Source organism: Algoriphagus aquaeductus, assembly GCF_003253485.1.
Lineage (GTDB): Bacteria > Bacteroidota > Bacteroidia > Cytophagales > Cyclobacteriaceae > Algoriphagus > Algoriphagus aquaeductus.
The window spans coordinates 73,809-91,085 of sequence record NZ_QKTX01000009.1 but is presented as its reverse complement, the minus strand read 5'-3'; the positions used below and the strand labels follow the sequence as shown (position 1 = coordinate 91,085).

Annotated in this window: 15 protein-coding genes; 7 read left to right on the top strand and 8 right to left on the bottom strand. The window is 45.9% G+C overall.

Annotated features, from left to right (window positions below):
- The first annotated feature begins 38 nt into the window (after nucleotides 1-38).
- The 4 genes from CLV31_RS13125 to CLV31_RS13110 are packed head-to-tail and all read left to right on the top strand — an operon-like array spanning nucleotide 39 to nucleotide 6,139.
- The gene (locus CLV31_RS13125) at nucleotides 39-2,372 is read left to right on the top strand and encodes a glycoside hydrolase family 95 protein (RefSeq protein ID WP_111393356.1); all 2,334 of its coding nucleotides are present in this window, start codon (nucleotides 39-41) and stop codon (nucleotides 2,370-2,372) included.
- A 54-nt stretch (nucleotides 2,373-2,426) separates the two neighbouring features.
- The gene (locus CLV31_RS13120) at nucleotides 2,427-3,791 is read left to right on the top strand and encodes a flavin monoamine oxidase family protein (RefSeq protein ID WP_111393355.1); all 1,365 of its coding nucleotides are present in this window, start codon (nucleotides 2,427-2,429) and stop codon (nucleotides 3,789-3,791) included.
- Nucleotides 3,784-4,917 (top strand): nitrilase-related carbon-nitrogen hydrolase, encoded by a 1,134-nt coding sequence (locus tag CLV31_RS13115; RefSeq protein WP_111393354.1) that lies wholly within the window; start codon nucleotides 3,784-3,786, stop codon nucleotides 4,915-4,917. The genes CLV31_RS13120 and CLV31_RS13115 overlap by 8 nt, the downstream gene beginning before the upstream one ends.
- A 4-nt stretch (nucleotides 4,918-4,921) precedes the next feature.
- Nucleotides 4,922-6,139 (top strand): peptidase C69 family protein, encoded by a 1,218-nt coding sequence (locus CLV31_RS13110; RefSeq protein ID WP_111393353.1) that lies wholly within the window; start codon nucleotides 4,922-4,924, stop codon nucleotides 6,137-6,139.
- A gap of 1 nt (nucleotide 6,140) precedes the next feature.
- Here CLV31_RS13110 and CLV31_RS13105 read toward each other — a convergent pair whose 3' ends face one another.
- From CLV31_RS13105 to CLV31_RS13070, 8 genes are all read right to left on the bottom strand, one after another.
- On the bottom strand, nucleotides 6,141-6,587 hold the full coding sequence (locus CLV31_RS13105; protein WP_111393352.1) for a molybdenum cofactor biosynthesis protein MoaE: 447 nt from the start codon (nucleotides 6,585-6,587) through the stop codon (nucleotides 6,141-6,143).
- 8 nt (nucleotides 6,588-6,595) lie between these two features.
- Complete coding sequence (locus tag CLV31_RS13100; protein WP_111393351.1) at nucleotides 6,596-7,663, bottom strand: HesA/MoeB/ThiF family protein; 1,068 nt, start codon at nucleotides 7,661-7,663, stop codon at nucleotides 6,596-6,598.
- Between the two features lies 1 nt (nucleotide 7,664).
- Entirely contained in the window at nucleotides 7,665-7,904 is a 240-nt protein-coding gene (locus CLV31_RS13095; protein WP_111393350.1) for a MoaD/ThiS family protein, read from the bottom strand.
- 243 nt (nucleotides 7,905-8,147) lie between these two features.
- Nucleotides 8,148-8,882, bottom strand: a complete 735-nt coding sequence (locus tag CLV31_RS13090) for a sulfite exporter TauE/SafE family protein (RefSeq protein WP_111393349.1) — start codon at nucleotides 8,880-8,882, stop codon at nucleotides 8,148-8,150.
- A 4-nt stretch (nucleotides 8,883-8,886) separates the two neighbouring features.
- Nucleotides 8,887-10,071, bottom strand: a complete 1,185-nt coding sequence (locus CLV31_RS13085) for a molybdopterin molybdotransferase MoeA (protein ID WP_111393348.1) — start codon at nucleotides 10,069-10,071, stop codon at nucleotides 8,887-8,889.
- A complete protein-coding gene (moaA, locus tag CLV31_RS13080; protein WP_111393347.1) occupies nucleotides 10,071-11,051 on the bottom strand; it encodes a GTP 3',8-cyclase MoaA in 981 nt (326 codons plus the stop codon). The genes CLV31_RS13085 and moaA overlap by 1 nt, the downstream gene beginning before the upstream one ends.
- Before the next feature lie 118 nt (nucleotides 11,052-11,169).
- Entirely contained in the window at nucleotides 11,170-12,090 is a 921-nt protein-coding gene (locus tag CLV31_RS13075; protein ID WP_111393346.1) for a helix-turn-helix domain-containing protein, read from the bottom strand.
- Between the two features lie 5 nt (nucleotides 12,091-12,095).
- Nucleotides 12,096-12,905, bottom strand: a complete 810-nt coding sequence (locus CLV31_RS13070) for a hypothetical protein (protein ID WP_111393345.1) — start codon at nucleotides 12,903-12,905, stop codon at nucleotides 12,096-12,098.
- Between the two features lie 336 nt (nucleotides 12,906-13,241).
- Between CLV31_RS13070 and CLV31_RS13065 the strand changes: the two genes are divergently transcribed.
- From CLV31_RS13065 to CLV31_RS13055, 3 genes are all read left to right on the top strand, one after another.
- Nucleotides 13,242-15,926, top strand: coding sequence for a ligand-binding sensor domain-containing protein (locus tag CLV31_RS13065; RefSeq protein WP_111393344.1), 2,685 nt, complete (start codon nucleotides 13,242-13,244; stop codon nucleotides 15,924-15,926).
- The gene (locus tag CLV31_RS13060) at nucleotides 15,919-16,329 is read left to right on the top strand and encodes a response regulator (protein WP_111393343.1); all 411 of its coding nucleotides are present in this window, start codon (nucleotides 15,919-15,921) and stop codon (nucleotides 16,327-16,329) included. The genes CLV31_RS13065 and CLV31_RS13060 overlap by 8 nt, the downstream gene beginning before the upstream one ends.
- Before the next feature lie 153 nt (nucleotides 16,330-16,482).
- Nucleotides 16,483-17,004 carry a DinB family protein gene (locus tag CLV31_RS13055; RefSeq protein ID WP_111393342.1) on the top strand — a complete coding sequence of 174 codons (522 nt, stop codon included), beginning with the start codon at nucleotides 16,483-16,485 and terminating at the stop codon, nucleotides 17,002-17,004.
- Nucleotides 17,005-17,277 lie beyond the last annotated feature (273 nt).

Genomic DNA, 17,277 nt, shown 5'->3' with positions numbered 1-17,277 from the left:
GAAAAAACAGTAATCTGTACCCTCAACCCAAGTAACCCATGAAAAATCTTGCCCTGACATGCTGCTGGGTGATTGCCTGTATTTTTTCATCCCAAGCACAAAATTCGGTTCTCTGGTACAATGCGCCTGCCGAGAAATGGGAAGAAGCACTTCCCGTCGGGAATGGACGACTGGGGGCCATGGTTTTTGGAAAGACCGGCTTTGATCGGATTCAGCTCAATGAAGATTCGCTTTGGCCCGGTGGTCCAGAGGACTGGGGATTGGCAGAAGGCAAGCCGGAAGATTTGGCACAAATCAGAAAATTTTTGATCGAAGGAAATCACCACAAAGCCGACTCCTTGATGGTTCTGAAATTTTCCAGAAAAGGCCTCACCCGTTCCCATCAGACCCTTGGAGACCTTTGGTTGGATTTTGATTGGAAGGAAGTGTCCGAATACCGGAGATCATTGGATCTGGAAAAAGCCGTGGCTGAAATTTCTTTTCTGAGTGAAGGGTATCAAGTGCGTCAACAGGTCTTTGCCTCCGCTCCGGACCAGGCGGTTTTGATTCAACTCACCACTGACCATCCCGCCGGCTTCAACGGAAAAATCCGTCTCAATCGCCCCTCCGACCAAGGATTTCCCACTGCCCAAACCACCGCACTTCACCCTCAACTGCTGGAATTGAGCGGAATGGTTACGCAGCGAAGCGGACAGATCGACTCCAAACCCTTTCCCATCACCGATGGGGTAAAATTCCGAACCCTCCTTTCTGCTCAAAGCCCGGATGGAAAAATCAACGATACAGAAGCTGGATTGGAAATAGCAGGCGCAAAGACCCTTTACCTCAAACTGGTCACGGCTACCTCTTTCTATCACCCAGACTACGAAAAAGTGGCTTTGGATCAATTGGAAAAAATCTCCTTCAAAAGCTGGGGAGAGCTCCAAAACGCACACGAGCGGGAGTACCAAAGTTGGTTTAACCGGATGAGTTTGACCTTGGGACCTGAGCATGAAGAGCTCATTCCCACTGATCAGCGAATCGCAAGGGTGAAAAATGGCCAAGTTGACCTGCATCTGGAAAAGTTGCTTTTTGACTTTGGAAGGTATCTCCTGATCTCTTCCTCTCGACCCGGCACCAATCCTGCCAACCTACAAGGAATTTGGAATCAGCACATTGCCGCCCCCTGGAATGCAGACTACCACTTGAATATCAACTTACAGATGAACTACTGGCCTGCCGAGGTCACCGGACTCAGCGAGCTTCATCTCCCTCTTTTTGATTTCACAGACGGGCTGATTGAGCATGGAAAAAAGGCTGCTTCCACCAATTTCAACATGCGCGGGGCCATGCTACCCCATACCACAGATATTTGGAAAATCCCCTTTCTGCAGGCTGCCACAGCCTATTGGGGAAGTTGGATAGGAGCTGGAGCTTGGTTGGGAAGACATTATTGGGAACATTACCTGTTTACTGGAGATGTAAAATTCTTACGAGAGCGGGCATTGCCTGCCTTTGAGCAAATCGCGCAATTCTATTCCGACTGGCTGATGATCGATCCCCGTGACGGCAAGCTTGTCTCGGCACCCTCCACCTCTCCTGAAAATCAGTTTATCAATGAAAAAGGCATCAAAGCCGCCTCTACATTGGGAGCAGCCATGGATCAGCAGTTGATCGAGGACATCTTTTCCATTTATCTCAAGACTACTGAACTTCTCCAAGCAGAAACTCCGCTTAAAGCCATTATTGAGAAGCAATTGAAATCCCTCCGCCCCGGTGTGGTTTTGGGAGCGGATGGAAGGATTTTGGAATGGGACAGACCCTACGAGGAACCCGAAAAAGGACACCGACACATGTCGCACCTGTATGCTTTTCATCCGGGAAATGCGATCACCTTGAGCCAAACTCCAGCTTATTTTGATGCAGTAAAAAGGACACTTCAATACAGGCTAGATCATGGAGGTGCCGGCACGGGCTGGTCAAGGGCGTGGTTAATCAATTTTTCGGCCAGGCTGATGGATGGAGAAATGGCCCATGACCACATTCAAAAACTCATTTCTCAATCACTTTACCCCAATCTCTTTGATGCGCATCCACCTTTTCAGATAGATGGCAATTTTGGGTATACTTCAGGAATCGCCGAGATGCTGATTCAATCCCATGAAGAGGGAATTATCAGGATTTTACCTGCCTTGCCTAAGGCTTGGGCCTCGGGAAAAGTAGCTGGTTTGAAAGCAAGAGGAGGTTTTACCTTCGATTTTTCTTGGGAAAATGGAGAAATCAAAACGCTGAAAATCCATTCTCACTTAGGAAACGCGACCACGATCTTTGCCGACGGGTCCGAAATGGAACTTGCCTTGGGTAAAGGAGAAAGCTTTGAAATGGAATTTTAATCTGATTCGAAAAGGGAATTATTACCTGATGAATTTTCTTTCTACCTTCCTTGAATGAGCATTCCCCAAGTTGAGGCAGTGATTGTCGGCGGCGGTTTTTCGGGCATTTCGGCTGCCAAAAAACTCCATGAAGCCGGATTGTCATTTGCGGTATTGGAAGCCAGGGAAAGACTGGGAGGAAGGGTGTACACCAAGCGGTTTGATGACAAACTTTACCTCGATTTTGGCGGTCAGTGGATCGGCCCGACTCAAGACCGGATGTATGCACTCTGCCATGAGTATGGCATTGACTATTTCGAAACGTACAATGAAGGAAAAAATATCCTGGATCTGGGAGAAAGACTGAAAACCTATCGAGGCACCATCCCAACCCTCGATATTTTTTCCCTACTGAATCTGGACTGGGTCATTCGCAAACTGGAAAAGCTGGCCCGGCAAATCGATATCCATAAGCCTTGGAACCATCCTAAGGCTGCTCAATATGACCAACAAAGTCTGGAAGATTTTCTTCGACGAAACACCAAAACCAAAGCTTGCTATCAAGTCATACGGATAGGATGTGAAACCATCTTTGCCTGTGATCCGGATCAATTATCCCTGCTTCATGCCTTATTCTACATCCGATCGGGCACTTCCTTGGATTGTCTGATCAACATCAAAAACGGAGCCCAACAACATCGAATGGTGGGAGGAATGCAATCGTTAATCGAAGCGATGGCACAGCCCTTTTTGGAGAAAATCCGATTTAACTCACCCGTACGCGCTATCCGGTATTCATCGGGTGAAGCCCTCATCCAATGCGACGGGTTTTCAATAAAGGCAGCACACGTCATTGTAGCTATTCCTCCCCCACTGCTTTCTGAAATCCATTTTTCACCCCCTCTCCCATCGGAAAAACAAAGACTGCTGGCTAACTACCCGATGGGAAAAGCCGGAAAGTGTTTTATGGTGTATCAAGAGCCATTTTGGAGAAAATCCGGTTTTTCAGGCCAAGCGCTTGCGGATGATAAATTCGCTTTCCAGACTCTTTTTGACTGCTCTCCAAAGGACGGAAAACCGGGAATCCTGATGGCTTTTACCTTGGGAAGTCGGGCGGATGATTTTTTTAAAAAAAATAAAACCGATCGACAAGCTGAAATGCAGGAGATGGTCGAAAGGTATTTTGGCAAAGAAGCAGCATCTCCCATCCGATATGAGGACTTCACCATGACAGATGAAATTTGGGCCAGGGGCTGCTATGCGGCACTGATGCAAAAAAATGCATGGTCAGAATCACAAGACACCTATCGGAAATCAACGCCACCTTTGTATTTTGCTGGGACAGAGGCTGCAGTCAGATGGCATGGTTACATCGAGGGGGCTGTATTGGCAGGCGAAGCTGCAGCCGCGGAGATTCTAGCATCATCCCAGTATGGTTAAACGACTGATCAGTTTTCTAATTCTTTGCCTGTTCATTGGACTGATTTGGTCTTTTGCTGGCAGAAACCAGCCCCCAATTCCACCCAAAGGCTATCTCACCCAAGTCCAGGAAATCAACCCAAATGACAGCCTGGAAAGAACCCTGGTAGGCATCCAGCCCTATATGCAGGTAAGTGATTATTTCTATCAGGCAAGCTTTGAAGAAAAACTCAGAATTTACCTTCGGGAGGCCAATTCCAGAGGATTTTTGGCTAAAAAATCAATTGTCGTTTTTCCCGAGTACCTTGGGACATGGCTCGTTTTAGAAGGCGAAAAACACGGTATCGCCAATAAAAAAAGTCTCCATGAGGCCATGAGCCTAATGGTTCTGAGCAATTTGGTTGAGTTTGGACTTTACTATTTTCAGGCAGGGCCGGTGAAGGATAAAGTAGCCGCTACGCTTTTCAGAATGAAATCGGTGAGAATGGCAAAAAACCTCTACCTGACCTTTAGTACCTTGGCAAAAGAATTCAATACGCACCTTGTGGCAGGATCTATCATTTTGCCAAATCCACGAGTGATCGATGGAAAACTGGAAGTCGACACTTCAGGAGAGCTCGTTAATGTAAGTTTTATTTTCGGGCCGGATGGAAAAATAGTAGGGGAGCCGATTTTGAAAAGTTTCCCGATCGAATCCGAACAGCCTTTTTTGGCATCCAACAACCCGGAAGAACTCCCTGTTTTTGACCTTCCTATGGGAAAAACAGCGGTTCTTGTCTGCGCAGATAGCTGGTATCCCCAAGCTTACGAAAATGCAACAAGAGCACAGGCAGAAATTATCCTTGTCCCCTCCTATTGCACAGGTACCGGTACCATGTCCAAAGCATGGCAGGGGTACAGTGGGTACGAAGAACCCGTCGGCACAGAATTGTCGGACATCGGAAAGATCACCGAAGCTGAGGCCTGGAAAAAATATGCTCTCCCTGGCCAAATTACCCGTACCTCGGCCCGATTTGGAATCAATGTGTTTATGAGGGGAGAATTGTGGGATATGGGATCCGATGGTCAGCCGCAGGTGATCTATGATGGCAAACCCGTCGACATCAAGTCCTCAGAGCGGGCAGGTATTTGGGCGCTAAATTTCTAGGCTTATGTGCGACACGCTCGTAGCTTTACCCTCGGTAACCGGTTCCGGTAATCTTCTTTTTGGTAAAAATTCCGATCGGGAACCTTTGGAGGCACAGGCTATCTGTCATTTTCCCGGAAAAATCCATCAAGAGAAATTCCTCCAATGCACCTACCTCTCCATTCCTCAGGCAGAGTTGACCTACGAAGTTATTCTTTCCAAGCCTTTTCAGATGTGGGGAGCAGAGATGGGGGTAAACGAACACGGCGTGGTGATCGGCAACGAGGCGGTGTTTACCAATGTCAGGTTTGACAAAAAGCAACTTGGTCTCACCGGAATGGATCTCCTGAGATTGGGTTTGGAGAGGGGAAAAACGGCAAAAGAAGCCTTGAAACTGATCATCACCTTGCTCCAAACTTATGGGCAAAATGCCTGCGGAGGCTACCGAAACAAGAATTTCTATTATCACAACAGTTTCCTGATCGCAAACCCGGAAGGAGCCTTTATCCTCGAGACAGCCGGAAAATCCTGGGCGTATCGCGAGGTGGAATCGAAAGGGAGTATTTCTAATGGATTGACTATCGGGGAGGACTATTTGGAAGCCCACTTTGAAAAGGAACCGCGGAACTTCCAAGTTCTCTTCTCAGGCAATCGGGAAAGCTTTCAGGAAAACTTTTCAGACCTGCTCTATACCAATGCAGGCAGGTCCGCACAACGCCAAGCGTGTACATTGGGATTTTTGGAAAAGAAGCGGAACGTCGAAGTAGTGGATTTCTGCCAGGCGCTGAGACAGCACGACCGGGAGGATTTTGATCCCAAGAAAGCTACCACAGGCTCTATCTGCATGCATGCAACCGGCTTCACCAATCCCTCTGACACCACCGGAAGCATGGTGGCCGAAATCCGGAAAAGTGGCCCCTCCACCATTTGGCTGACGGGCACTTCCCATCCCTGCATGAGTTTGTATTTGCCTTTTTACCTGGGTACCCACATCCCGTCCGAACATCTGACTCCAAGTGAGAAAAAAGACCAAAGCCTGTGGTGGAAGGCAAAAAAATTTCAATCTGCTGTCTTGAAAAACTACCCGGCTATCCAGCCCCAACTGAGAACCAAATGGGATCAAATCCAGAAGCACTGGATTGCCAAAGACTCGGAACTGATTCAGAAGAATGCTTCAACGATAGCATTGAATGAATTTTCCCGAGCATGCCTCAGGGAATATTTAAATCTGTTGGAAGCTTAGATCAGGTATTCACCTTCCAAACATGACCTTCCGTATCGAGGATTTCTTTTCCCCAAATAGGTAGTTCCGCTTTGATTCGTTCTACCAATTCGTCGCAGGCTTGCATGGCTGCCTTCCGATGCTTGGAGGAGGTGAAGACGAAGAGGCAGATTTCCCCAACTTTGATCTCGCCCAGACTATGGTAAATATGCATGCAGGTCAGCGGATACTTGGCGAATATGGCCTCCCGGATTTCAAAGGCTTTCTCCAAAGCCATTTCCTCATAGGCTGTGTAGTCGATCGCTACGACTTTTCCTTCCGGCTTTTCATCCGCGCGGATCTGTCCCAGAAAAATGGAATGCCCTCCGATATCGGTTTTGCTGGCATGATTGGCAATCGATTGGGCGATTTTCTCGGAAGAAATGGGGCCCTGGACGAATATATTCTTGGGTTTGCGCTCTTTTTCCATGGTAATTGTTAGGATTTTAAGGCATTGATTCCACCCCGAATGGAGTAGATTCTTTTTTCGGGATAAACCTGCTGGAGCTGCTGAGCGGCTTTTTGGCTTCGTATCCCACTTTGGCAGAAAAACAATACTTCTTCCGAATCTTCCAGCCGGTCCAGGTGATTTTCCAGTTGGGAAAGGGGGATTTTCACCAATCCGGTACATTCCAAAGGAGGCAGTTCCCCGGGTTCTCTCACGTCTACAAAGGCCACTTCTGAGTTCATCTTTCGCATGGCCTCTGCCCAGGTCAATTGCTTGATTCCCTCACAGGCAAGCTCGTAATCGGTGATCATAAACGACGCCATTGACTGAGGCATAGCTTCCCTGGCACCTGGATTGGGAAGAATCTCTACCTCGTAGCTCTGTGAAGTGAGGCTATTGAAGAATAACACCCGATTGACCAGCGGTTTGCCATAGCCGGCAATCACTTTGATGGCTTCCAAGGCCATTAGATTACCGATAATTCCTGGCAAAACACCCAATACTCCTGTTTCGGCACAATTGGGAATTTCGGTAGCGGCAGGCATCTGAGGGTAAAGATCCCGATAGGTACAAGCGGAAGGTCCATGGTTAAATACCGAAACTTGTCCCTCATGCTGATAGATCGCACCGAAGACCAGCGGTTTTTCCAATAGCACACAGGCGTCATTGACCAAGTAGCGGGTGGGAAAATTATCCGTCCCATCGATGATGAGATCATAGGCGGAAATGAGCTCCTCTGCATTGTCATTCCGAATCATTTCCGGAAAAACCTCCCATTGGATATCGGAATACTTTTCCTGAAAATACCGAACCGCATTTTCAGCTTTGTTTTTCCCCAAGTCCTTTTCCCCAAACAGCACCTGTCGGTTGAGGTTGGAAAGGGCTACACGGTCTCCATCTACCACTCCTATTTTTCCCACGCCGGCAGCGGCGAGGTAGAGCAAAATCGGGGATCCCAATCCTCCTGCTCCAATCACCAAAACTGAAGAACTTCTGAGCTTGGATTGGCCTTCAATTCCCAAACCATTCAGGATCACTTGTCTTTCAAATCTGTTCATATCATCCTCCGGAAAAAGGGGGCAAAAGAGCAATTTCCATACCTTCCTCCAACTCAATATCACCTGGAGTCAGCTTTTTGTTTACCGCCAAGGTGAATTTGAGGGATCTTAGTTCAGGGTAATTTTGGAAAAGCAGGTTTTTCAAAGCTTCTGTGGTACCCGGGTTTTCGAGACTCAAAGATTCCTTTCCGATTTTCTCAGCAACCATCCCAAAGGCTTTGATGTGAATAAGGTTAGACATGGTTTAGTTTAATTCAGATACCAAGTTAAGGTTTAGTCTGCTTTCTTTCCCACAGATTTACACAGATAAGATCACAGATTTCATTGATGATCACAGACAAATTGATCTAAAGCTAAACGTTCAACTTCAGTGAACAAGGTTTAAAGTGATGGAGGACACCCATCTAGGCTTAGCACTATCCATCTGTGAATCTATGGCACTATTCCTGTTTCTCTGTGTCCTCTGCGCCTCAGCGGTGAATTTTTAACCCAAGATCAACTTCACCGCTGCAAAAGCCAACACAAAAGCCAACAGGTATTTCAACACCCTGGGACTAAACATTTTCGCTCCCAAAAACGCCCCCAAAGCTCCTCCGGCCACCGTCAGCGGTAGCAAAATCCAGAGTTGGGTCGAAAATTCGATATGAAAAACCGACGCCCCCAGAAATCCCGCCACTGAATTCAGGAAAATAAAAAGTGCACTTAAGGCCGCAGTTTCCTTCACCCCTGCCCATCCCAACATCAGAATGATTGGAGAAAGAATGATTCCTCCGCCTATTCCGATCATACCGGAGAGCAAACCGATCCCAAACCCGAGGATGGGTGCCATCCACCATTTTTGTGCGACTTTTGGGCTTTCGGACATCGGAAAAACTCCTGCAAATCGCAATACAGGAAACAGCAAGAGTACTCCCAAGATCTGCTTGTAAATGCCCGTTTCCAACAGGATTGTCCCCCCAAAATAGGCAGCAGGGATGGAGAAAATGGTCAAGGACAGAAAGAGTTTGGTGGGAAAAACGCCAGCCTTCCTGTAGTTCAAAAAGGAAATCATCGACACAAACATATTCAGAATCAGCGCGGAAGGACGGATTTCCTCCGGCGCAAATCCCATCAGGGCCAAGATCATCAAGTAACTGCTCGCTCCACCATGACCGACGGATGCATACATAAATGCTGCAAAAGGCATCAAAAAGTACAGAAACCAATCCCAAAGCTCCATCGGATCACCAAGGGTAAAAAGCAACCATACTTCCTCCTTCTACCCGGTCCTGATCCTCTGGAATCTCCACCAAACCATCTGCAATTCCGAAGGAAAGCAGGTTAAAAGACTCCTGTGCCGGAAGAATGACCACCTGATTATTTTCGAGTTTGGCCTTGAGAAAAAAGGTCAAAGGAGCTTTTTTATTGAAATCTGAGGCAATGGGAAAATAAGCCGGAGTCTGCCAAGCCGATGGGTTCCCCAACAACCGAAGCAGGCAAGGCTTCACGTATTGGATGAAACAAGTCAATACCGAAGCGGGGTTTCCGGGAAGGGCAAAGACCATTTTTTCTCCTTTGATTCCTGAAAATATAGGCTTGCCTGGCTTTTGCTTAATCTTGTAAAACACCTGTTCCACCCCATTTTCTTCCAAACTTCCTTTTACAAAATCATAATCACCTACCGAAATTCCTCCGGTCAAAAGCACCACATCTGAGACTTCCAAGGCCTCTTTGATCACTCGGGTGACTTCGGATTTTTCATCCTTTACCTTGCAAACCTCCACCTCAGTGATTCCCAATTGACTCAGGTAAGTGATCAAAGCAGGACCATTGGCATTGTAGATTTGACCGGACTGAAGGGTTTGGCCGATTTCGATGATTTCGTCTCCCGTGAGAATGATCGAAATGCGCGGAGCTGAATACACCTCCACCTCTTGAATTCCCAAGGAAGCCAACAACCCAATGGTACCCGGCGTGATCGGAGTGTTTGAGTTCAAGATCAACTCCCCCTCCTGACATTGGGAACCGGCCTTTCTCACATTCATTCCCCGGGTCAATTTTTCCAACTCAAAGAAAACCGATTCCCCAATCACATCCACCCATTCCTGTTGTACCACCGTATCCGCACCTTTGGGTACAGGTGCGCCGGTAAAAATCCGCACCGCTGTTCCTTTTTCCAAGGCAAAATCCCCCTTGGAACCTGCTTGCACCACTTGGGCAAGTTTCCTGCTCTCTCCTTGATCCTCCCAAGCAAACGCATAGCCGTCCATGCCCGAATTGTCAAAAGAAGGCACATTTATCGGAGCGAAGATTGGGCTTGAAGCAAATTTTCCCACCGCTTGAGTAAGAGGAAGCAGTTGGCTTTTAGGAGAAATGGTCAAACCTTTCAGCAGTTCCTTGGCTTTGGATACTTCTACAAATTCATTCATTATCCTCCGATTTTGATCATGCTTCGGTTTTCGATGGCATCAGGATTGGCTTGAAGGTAATCAGGAGAAAACTGACCTCCCAGAGCGGCATGTTTTCTGGAAACAGAAAGTCGAATCAAAGATTCCACATCCTCTCCCTTTCGCAGTGCTCCCAACAAATCCAGCTCCTCTTTGCCGAAAAGGCAGTTTTTGATCTTTCCATCTGCGGTAAGCCGAAGCCTGTTACAGTCTCCGCAGAAGTGTTCACTCATGGTTGTAATAAAAGCAAAGGTGCCCAGAAAGCCCGGGACTTGATATTTTTTGGCTGTATCGTGCTTTTTATCTTCGAGTTTGATCACCTCAAATTTTGCTTTCACCAAGTCCAGCATCTGCGCAGCGGTGATGACTTTCTTGCTTTGCCAGTGATTGCCGGCAAAAGGCATAAACTCGATGAATCGCATATGAAGCGGGAGCTTTTCGGTCATCTGAACAAAGTCACAGATTTCCTCCTCAATCACCCCATGAAGGGCCACGGCATTGACTTTGACACGGAAACCTTCCTGAAGCAGGAGTTGAATATTATCCCAAACTTGATCAAACTGATCACGCCGGGTGAGTTTTAGGAATTTTTCTCGGTTAAGCGTATCCAAGCTGACATTGACCGAGCGTACTCCTGCTTTTTTCAGGAGATCGATATGCTTGTGAATCAGCACTCCATTGGTCGTAAGCGTGAGCTCGACCGGAAAGCCGGAAAGCCGCTCCAATATTTCCGGAAACTCTTTTCTGACCAGCGGCTCTCCTCCTGTGAGGCGGATTTTCTTCACGCCAAGCAGGATAAAATTCTCCGCCAAGCTGAGAATTTCTTCTTTACTCATGAGCTTGGACTGAGGCATCCACTCCATCTCCTCCACCGGCATACAGTAGGTACAGCGGAAGTTGCAATGGTCTGTGAGTGAAATTCTCAGGTAATCGTGAACACGTCCGAAACTATCTTGAAGCATACACCAAGTTTAGGAAATTGTCAGCTGAAAATGGCATGTATCTGTTCCAAAAACCCAAAATCAGCACGAACCTTTCGATTTTACCCTGTATTCTCATTTTCTTCGATTTATCCGTCTCTTAGGCTATCCCAGTGGATCCGGCTCCTTTTCTAAACTGTGTCGGACTGAGTTTCAGGTGTTTTTTAAAGAAATTATTGAAATGTGTCACTTCCGTAAATCCCAGTCCAAAGGCAATTTCAGACACATTCCAACTGCTTTGCCTGAGTAGGATTTTTGATTCCTGAACGAGTCGATCAGCGATGAGTTGGGAGGTGGTTTTTCCGGTCATTTCCTTGACTGCCCGGTTGAGATGATTGACATGGATGTTCAATTGATCGGCAAAATCCGAGGGACTTCTCAGGCCCACCGTCTTGTGTGTGTCGTCGATTGGGAACTGACGCTCCAGCAGTTCCAAAAAAATGGAAGCAATCCGTAGGGAAGCATTGCCATGCTGGGTTTGTTGGACCTCTGCAGGCTGTAGCTTCATCCCAAAATGGATCAGCTCAAAGACCAGATTCCGGAGCCGGTCGTACTTGTATTTATACTCAGAGGCAAATTCGACCTTCATTTTCTCAAACAAATTTTCGACTTCGACCGCTTCTGAATCACTGAGCTCAAAAATATGGGTTCCATTGGGCTGAAAGACCTCATATTGCTGAATCTGCCCGAAATTCATAAAAAAATGAGGATTGAAAATGCAGTAAATCCCGGAAGAATGGGCGCCGATATGATCCCATTTGTAGGGTACCAAAGGATTGGAAAATGAAAGAGCTTGCTTTTGTATCTCATAGACACGGTCTGCATAATGAACCCTGCTGGCTCCTCGAACCAACATCACTTTGTAAAAATCCCTTCGACGGTAGGGTACCGTTTTCCACTCCCCGTTGAGATAGGGTTCCAAGGAAAAAATATTGAAATGCCCTATTTCGTTTTTAAGGCTTTCCGGGATCCAGTTGAATTTTCGTTTGTAAAACTCCTCAAGTGACTCTGATTTCTCCATTGATTCTATTTTTTGCTGTAGGTATTTGAAAAATTATACAACAAGCTCACGTTCCACACCAAATCATCTCCGGCTATGGTCGATTTGATTTTTTGGTTTACAAATCCCTGAAATTGAAAAGGGAAATCTCCTTTGATAAAAGTCACCCCGGTATTGGCATAGAAACCTGAATTCTCATCCACCTTCAAGAAAAACACCTGGGGATTGATCTTCATACTCAGGTCTTTGACAATTTTCAAGTCTGAAAAAGAGGTATTCCACGCAAGAAAATTCGAGTTCTGAGCTCCCAAAGACTTGAGGGCAGTGCCACGCAGGTAATACAACCCCACACTCACCCGATCTGTCAGTTTATAGGAAGAATTGACCTCTCCTGCCAAATAGCGGTTGCTAACCAGCATTTGGTCCGGATTTCCCTGTACGGTCATATCCACTTCCTGGAATAGAAAGGCTGGATGCCCGCCAATAGTCAAGGTAAATCTACTGTCTTTGATCACCTTGTATCTTCCCCAAAGGACAAAAGTCCATGGTTTTCCATCCATGCCAAATCTCAGCATGGGATCGAAAGAAAAGCGGTCACCTCCAATACTCAAGTCAAAGAAAGCAGCCGGTCTTCCCAAGGAAAAGGAGGGAATAATGGAAATGCCGTTGTTTGTAGCAGTGATCGTACCGTTGAAAAAATGGGATGCAGCCCTTGGCTCTTCCTGCGCTCTTGATTCATGGGCATAGCTCAAGATGAAAAACAGAAAATAAAGTTTTAGGATTTTGGACGGACTCCTTCCAGCAAGGAATGCTTCCGCATGGAATTGCAGGTTCATAGAGGGGTTAGGATAACTAGGTGATAGACAACACAAAAGTGAGAAAAGAAGCGCAGATTCAACGACTGAAATCAAATCAATACTTACACTTTTCAAACAATTGCTCCAGAGACAGTTCAGACTACACCACCAAGGAATAACCAGAATCTCAACCTATTTTGTTATTTCGAAAAGTTTATGGGTAGTTGAAATCAGGTATATCCCAAAAAAAAACCTAAATTTCCTTACATCAATTTATCCTTTTACAAACAGCCCAAAACACCAAATTTTATCACTCCAGTTACAAAAGTTGTACGCACCCCAATTTCATAAACCAACTAGCTGATTTCAAGAACCTTGAAACCAATCCTTATTTTCAAGTATTTCCTCTTCGCCTTATTGGGAATTCTTGCCGTGTGTTTTGGGTCTTTACATTCCTTTGGTCAAGACAGGGGGGAAGAAAATCCATTACCCTCATTTCCCAAAGACTATATTTTGGAAATTTGGGACAACTCCAACGGACTTCCCCAAAATGCAGTTTACGCCCTCGAAAAAGACAATCACGGTTACCTATGGATAGCCACAGAAGAAGGATTGGTTCGGCTGGATGGCACGATCCCCAAAGTCTTTGACAAAGAGTCCAATCCACTCATGCTGGAGCAGACCTATTACACCTTTTTCAAATCACCGGCAGGAATTTGGGCTTCAGCAGACCGAAGCATTGTGCTTTTGGAAAAAAATATTCAACTGGTAATAGATTGTCATGAAATAGCGGATAAGACTTGGATTCGGGCCATCACCGAGAATCAACAAGGGGAACTCCTCATCGGTACCCAGGCGGGAAAAATTCACACTTGGAAAGAGGGAAAATTTTCCCTGCTGGATTTTTGGAAGCCGGATTGGACTTTGGAGATTTTTTCATTCTTTAAAGTTAGTCCTAGCCTGCTTTTGGTGGGTACTACCCATGGATTGTACGAAGTGGATCTGAAAAACGAAAAAACACGACTGATCACTTCCGAATCCTTTATCGCCCAAAAAATCTTCGGTACCCCAGAATTCCTGTTGGTTTCCAATCCCAACGAAGGCATCTACCGATTGAACAATGAAGGTAAAATGGAATTGATTGCCTCCTATGCCGAATATAAAGACATCAACCCCAGTAGCCTGATTGTGGACAATGCCAATCGGATCTGGGCAGGTTCCTTGGAAAAGGGGTTGCTGGTCATTGAAAATGGTAGCCTTACCCGATATGATTATCCCGAGCTCAAAAATTTCACAATCAGAAAAATCATCAAAGAGGATGATATGCTCTACCTGGGAACCTTGGGAAAAGGGCTGGCGGTGGTCAAAACAGCCAAAGTCAGGCAACTGAAATTTGACGTCCTCCGAGAAAAGAACATCAAAGCCATCTATCAGGACCAAGACAGCAGTGTGTGGATAGGTACCCGGGCTGATGGGGTTCACCGGGTCAAAGGTGAAACGATTCGCACCTGGACCACCAAGGAGGGGTTGATTCAAAATGGGGTAACTACCATTGGAGAATATCGGGGAGAAATTTATGTGGGTTCCTCTACGGGCATCTCGGTCATTGACCAAAAATCCGGCAAAATAATTCGTACGATCACAGCCAAAGACGGGCTAAAAAGCGAACAAGTTCAAGGTGTCTATTCCGATTCCAAAGGCTGGCTTTGGATATTGACCCGATATGGAGGGATCCACTATTATGATTCCTCAGGAGTATTTCACACGGTTTCATTGCCTGAAAAAAACGAGCGAACCAGTTTCATCAGCATTCTGGAATTGCGAAACAAACAAATTGTCATCGGGTCCATTACCGGAGGGATATTCAAAATACAGGACGGAAAACTGATCGAAAATCAGATTCTACCCCTTACACCCGGGGAAGACGTGGTCTATGACATCCACGAGGATCAAAGCGGAGATCTTTGGTTTGCCACCCATGGAGGCGTATTGCTCTACAGCGGTGGGGAATTCCGCTTTCTCAAGAAAGCGAATGGACTAAAATCTCAAAGTGTATACAGCATCACAGAAGATCCCGTCAACGGGATTTGGGTCAGCAGTAATTTCGGAGTGCAGTACTTCTCAGACGAAGAACTAGCCTATCTTAAAGAAAGCCCAAATGAGAAATTTTTCTTGGCCTCCACGCTTTACAATCAACGCATGGGAATGCCCAATTCAGAAACCAACGGGCTGATCTTTCCTTCGGCAATTTTGGACTATAGTGGAAAAATATGGATCCCCACGGTGGAGGGTGTAGGAATCATTGATCCTTTCTCCCTTTCCGGAATAGCCAAAAAACCCACCAATTTCATCTGGGACGAACTTATTATCGGTGATCAGTATTCCCCCATCGAAAATGAAGTCAGAATCCCGAAAGGTGTCCGGATGTTTCAGATTTCATTTAGTCTGGTCGATTTCGACAATCCGTCCCAATACACTTTATTCTATCGAGTGGACAAAAAGGCGGGTCCATGGCTTCCGATCAAAGATCAGAGGCAACTGAACTTCAATGGGCTCAAACCCGGAAAATACACACTTGAGGTGATTGTACTCAGATTCGGTCAGATTGAATCTACCAAAACCCTTCAAATAGTCGTTTTGGCTTCCTTCTTTGAAACTCCCTTGTTTTGGATTATTATCGTTTTCCTAAGCATACTTTTGGTTTATTTTGTCTTCCAATTCTACTTCAGCAGAAGGATGAAAACGGAGCTCGAGGCGAAAGTAAATCAGCGTACGCAGGAGCTCAGCCATACCAATGAAAAGCTGAAAGAGGCCGTGAAAGAAATAGAAGATCAAAATTCTCTTCTCAAAGAAATCACCTGGAATCAATCCCATTTGGTAAGAGCCCCGCTGACCAAAGCAATGGGAATCAATCAATTATTAATCAAATACCCCAATTATTCCAAAGTGGGAAAGAGTAAAGAACAATTGGAAAAAGAACTATTGGAGACCTTAAAGCAATTGGATCAAATTGTGAAAGAAACCCATTCCATTTCAGAAAACCTGAAGAAAGATGAGTAAGGAAATGCCCATCGTCCTTATCATCGATGATGATCCCGGAGTGCTCTTTCTACATGAAATCATTGTAACCGAAAGTTCGCTGCACGAAAATCCACTTACTTTTTCGAGTGCAGAAGAAGCCTTGGATCATCTGCACAGGCTAGATTTCATATCGAACCGGTTCCTGATTTTTTTGGACATCAATATGCCTACTATGAACGGTTGGCAGTTTTTAGAACAGTTGGAAAAGCAGATCAACCATGCGGACATCAAGGTAGTCATGGTCACCTCCTCCCTCAGCCGTGCTGAGCGGGAAAAATCCAAGACCTATTCTCTGGTGATTGATTTTTGGGAAAAACCCATGGAAGAAGAGCAAGTTTACCAACTGATCGATCGATTGGGTTCTTGGTTGAAAAAAGGTTAAAAATGGGATTCGGCACCCCATTGAATAAAATAAAAGAAACCCAATCTTACTTTAGTTAATTTTTTTTCCCCTATCATTTTTTTCTGGAGCAACAAACAACGTAACTTTCTCAATAACAAACCCCTACACCTCTCACTTCTAACCAATCATGCTATGAAAATTTTAATTTCCATCCTGCTCATTTTTGCAGCGACCACAATCACAAAAGCCCAATCTCCCATCGATGACATAGTCAAAGATTGGGAACGCGCCAAAGCCTACACCAAAGAATACCTCGATGCCATGCCGGCTGAGGGCTATGCCTTGAAACCAACAGCTGAGATGCGTTCTTTTGCCCAACAAATGCTTCACTTGACCGATGCCAATTATGGAATTGGAGCTGCTGCAACAGGAGCTACCAGTCCTGTGGGAATGGGAGAATCCGAAAAAGCTACCGATCAATCCAAAGAAAACGTGACCAAGCTCGTGATGGCAGGTTATGATTTTGTGATCAACAGCATCAAGGCTATGGATCCGGCCCAATTGAATGAGACAACCAAACTGTTTGGTCGCTTCGAGTTGAGTAAAGCAAAAGCTATAGAAAAATGCTTTGAGCATCAGACCCACCACAGAGGTCAGACGACCGTCTACATCCGAATGGCCGGTGCGACGCCTCCTCAGGAGAAGTTGTTTTGATCTTCTGAGGTAAAACCCTTCCGAGACAACTTTTCCAAAGGTCGCCCCGGTTAGTGTCTCACTAACCGGAATGAAAAATTGATCAAGTGAGTGAGACACTCACTTGGGCCACAGAATCAACTTTTCCAAAGTTCAAAACTTTGGAAAAGTTTGGTCAACTCTCCGCCCCGGTTGGTGCCTGTCTGCCGACAGGGAGATCCCCACTAACCGGAACTTAAAATCTTCCCCATTTCCCTCTTCCTAAACCCACTATCATGTGAATGGATATTCACC

What these genes read in the sequence shown, in the direction of transcription:
- CLV31_RS13100 (WP_111393351.1), bottom strand. Translation starts at nt 7,663, where the DNA reads ATGAACAGATTTGAAAGACAAGTGATCCTGAATGGTTTGGGAATTGAA.
- moaA (WP_111393347.1), bottom strand. Translation starts at nt 11,051, where the DNA reads ATGCTTCAAGATAGTTTCGGACGTGTTCACGATTACCTGAGAATTTCA.
- CLV31_RS13055 (WP_111393342.1), top strand. Translation starts at nt 16,483, where the DNA reads ATGAAAATTTTAATTTCCATCCTGCTCATTTTTGCAGCGACCACAATC.
- CLV31_RS13105 (WP_111393352.1), bottom strand. Translation starts at nt 6,587, where the DNA reads ATGGAAAAAGAGCGCAAACCCAAGAATATATTCGTCCAGGGCCCCATT.
- CLV31_RS13085 (WP_111393348.1), bottom strand. Translation starts at nt 10,071, where the DNA reads ATGAATGAATTTGTAGAAGTATCCAAAGCCAAGGAACTGCTGAAAGGT.
- CLV31_RS13115 (WP_111393354.1), top strand. Translation starts at nt 3,784, where the DNA reads ATGGTTAAACGACTGATCAGTTTTCTAATTCTTTGCCTGTTCATTGGA.
- CLV31_RS13070 (WP_111393345.1), bottom strand. Translation starts at nt 12,905, where the DNA reads ATGAACCTGCAATTCCATGCGGAAGCATTCCTTGCTGGAAGGAGTCCG.
- CLV31_RS13110 (WP_111393353.1), top strand. Translation starts at nt 4,922, where the DNA reads ATGTGCGACACGCTCGTAGCTTTACCCTCGGTAACCGGTTCCGGTAAT.
- CLV31_RS13120 (WP_111393355.1), top strand. Translation starts at nt 2,427, where the DNA reads ATGAGCATTCCCCAAGTTGAGGCAGTGATTGTCGGCGGCGGTTTTTCG.
- CLV31_RS13095 (WP_111393350.1), bottom strand. Translation starts at nt 7,904, where the DNA reads ATGTCTAACCTTATTCACATCAAAGCCTTTGGGATGGTTGCTGAGAAA.
- CLV31_RS13125 (WP_111393356.1), top strand. Translation starts at nt 39, where the DNA reads ATGAAAAATCTTGCCCTGACATGCTGCTGGGTGATTGCCTGTATTTTT.
- CLV31_RS13060 (WP_111393343.1), top strand. Translation starts at nt 15,919, where the DNA reads ATGAGTAAGGAAATGCCCATCGTCCTTATCATCGATGATGATCCCGGA.
- CLV31_RS13090 (WP_111393349.1), bottom strand. Translation starts at nt 8,882, where the DNA reads ATGGAGCTTTGGGATTGGTTTCTGTACTTTTTGATGCCTTTTGCAGCA.
- CLV31_RS13075 (WP_111393346.1), bottom strand. Translation starts at nt 12,090, where the DNA reads ATGGAGAAATCAGAGTCACTTGAGGAGTTTTACAAACGAAAATTCAAC.